The sequence below is a fragment of the Bacillota bacterium genome (assembly GCA_040754675.1).
GTDB lineage: Bacteria > Bacillota > Limnochordia > Limnochordales > Geochordaceae > Geochorda.
The window spans coordinates 1-2,028 of the sequence record JBFMCJ010000678.1; the positions used below are offsets into that span (position 1 = coordinate 1).

Below are 2,028 nucleotides of genomic sequence, written 5' to 3' on the forward strand. Positions count from 1 at the left end.
CCTGGACATGACCGGCAAGAGCAGCCCCCACACCAGAAACAGTATCCAGATGAGGTTTCCCCACATGGCGTCCACGCTGTCACTCCTCCCGCTGGATCTCTCCTGCCAAATATACCACGATTTCGCCGTTCCTCGAGACTCAACAATAAGTGTGGATAGCTGCGCATTGTTGAGAGGCCGGGCGAACAGCACTCCGACCGTTTGCGCCGGGGGATCGCACCCCGGAACCGGGGATAGACCATCTCCGGGCGGGCCTTGCAACTCGCAGGCCGCAGGTGCCGCCCGGGATAGGGTTAACCCCCTGCCCCAGTTTCCCTCGGAGGGACGCCGACCGCGCGCGCTTTTGGCACGCAGCCCCCGGGATAGACGGTTCCAGTCGCTCCAGACGTGCCTCCCGCGATTCCCTGCAGGTAGCAGGAGGGCGGACCTGGACCGGAGCCGTTCCCCAAACCTCACGCCCCGCCTGGCAATCGCCACCGCCGCCGCAGCGTGGGGCGAAAGCCCGTACCCAGGGCCAAACTTCACCTGCCCGATCACGCTGGTGAGGGCAGGGTTCTCCTCGATGACCTCCACTCCCTCCCTCGCCGCACGGGAAAGAAGCAGGGCATGGAACTTGCTGTAGGCAAACCCGGAGAGCATACGAGCGTACCCGGCGCCCATCTCCCGGAGACGCGCCTTCTTTTTCTCGAAATCCAGCCTCTCCACCACGATGGGCACGCCCTCGGCCTTCGCCCAGGCAACCACGTCGGCTGCCGCCTCCGCCAGGCTGGCAGTGACCTGGTGCCGCCTGCGCCCCCGCGTCAGCACGCGAATGTGCCGCCAGGATACCGGGTTGCCGCAGCGGTCAATCCACGCCGTGGCAACAAGGCCCGGGTTGAGGTCCACACCCAGGGCACCCAGCAGTCCGCTGGTCACCACCGGGGCATCTTCCCGTTCCAGCATCACCTGTACGTACCAGACGGGCTTGCCCTTCCTCTCCCGGCGCAGAAACCGGTAGGTGAGCGCCTGGCCCCGCGCCAGGGCCCGGTCTACGGCGTCCTGCCCGTAGCGGAAGCGAATGCCCGGGACGAGCAGCCACTTCTTGCCCACGCTCTCCGCCAGGATATCGGGAAGCCTCAGCCGCAGGGTGCCGTCAGGAAACAGGGTGCAGGTCACCCCGGGCCTTCCGCCTGCTCCAGCCGCCCCTTGAGGCCGGCCAGGGATTCCCCCAGCGAGCGGATCTCGGCTTTCAGCCTGCGTGCGTGCCTCTCTTTGGCTTGGAGGGCGGCCTTCACCTTGCCCCCCAGCACCGAGGCCACGGCGTTGAACATGCGGGCGGTGATGCCAAACGCACGAAGGTAACGACGCTTGCAGTCGGGCAGGGGCTCACCCCGCACGTAATGGTCACGGAAGAGGGTCCGCTCGACGCGGCCAAAGAGGGCGGCAAAGGCCTCCAGCAGGGGATACAAAGACCTGTCTTTGAGTCTCAAAGGTCACCTTCACCGCCACCGCACCTGCCGGTTGCGCCCGAGCACACCCTGCGCCCGGGCCATCTTCGCACATCGGTTCGTAGGCATTATACCAGGGGGATGACCCCATGTCAACGCATGTTCGCCTCCTATTGGCCGCCTGTTCATGCTCGTGCCTCGCTGTTACCTGGTCCCTTGCAACTATTGCCAGGAACCTGTGGAGATTCCTGAGTATTTATCTGGCTGCCAGTAACCCCCTCGGACCGGACGCCCTGCCGGCCGACCCCCACCGTGGCGCCACCCCCTGCTCGGTCCATGTTAGCCGCGTCACTTGTGCGCCCGGGCCACCAAGTTTGTGTCATTTTGTGCAAGGAAGCCGCAACGTTACAACAAGCCAAATGCGGTCACCATTTTGTATCATTTCACCGGGCAAGTGAAACTGTGCACGAGTTAGCGCTGGTGGAAGAAATCCTGGCCGTGTGCCGGCAGGCAGCCACCTCCCACGGGGTGACGAAGGTTACCGCAGTGCACATCACCGTGGGAGAAATGGCCGCCTGCGCGGACGCACTGCGCTTCGCCT

At 64.8% G+C, this 2,028-nt stretch carries 2 protein-coding genes; both read right to left on the minus strand.

Annotation, left to right across the window (positions count from 1 at the left end; all coding sequences use genetic code 11):
- Positions 1 to 1,155 (minus strand): hypothetical protein (locus AB1609_22420; protein MEW6049189.1); only part of this gene is annotated, 1,155 nt, incomplete at its 3' end.
- Positions 1,152 to 1,469 carry a hypothetical protein gene (locus tag AB1609_22425; protein ID MEW6049190.1) on the minus strand — a complete coding sequence of 106 codons (318 nt, stop codon included), beginning with the start codon at positions 1,467 to 1,469 and terminating at the stop codon, positions 1,152 to 1,154. The genes AB1609_22420 and AB1609_22425, both read right to left, overlap by 4 nt.
- Positions 1,470 to 2,028: the final 559 nt, after the last annotated feature.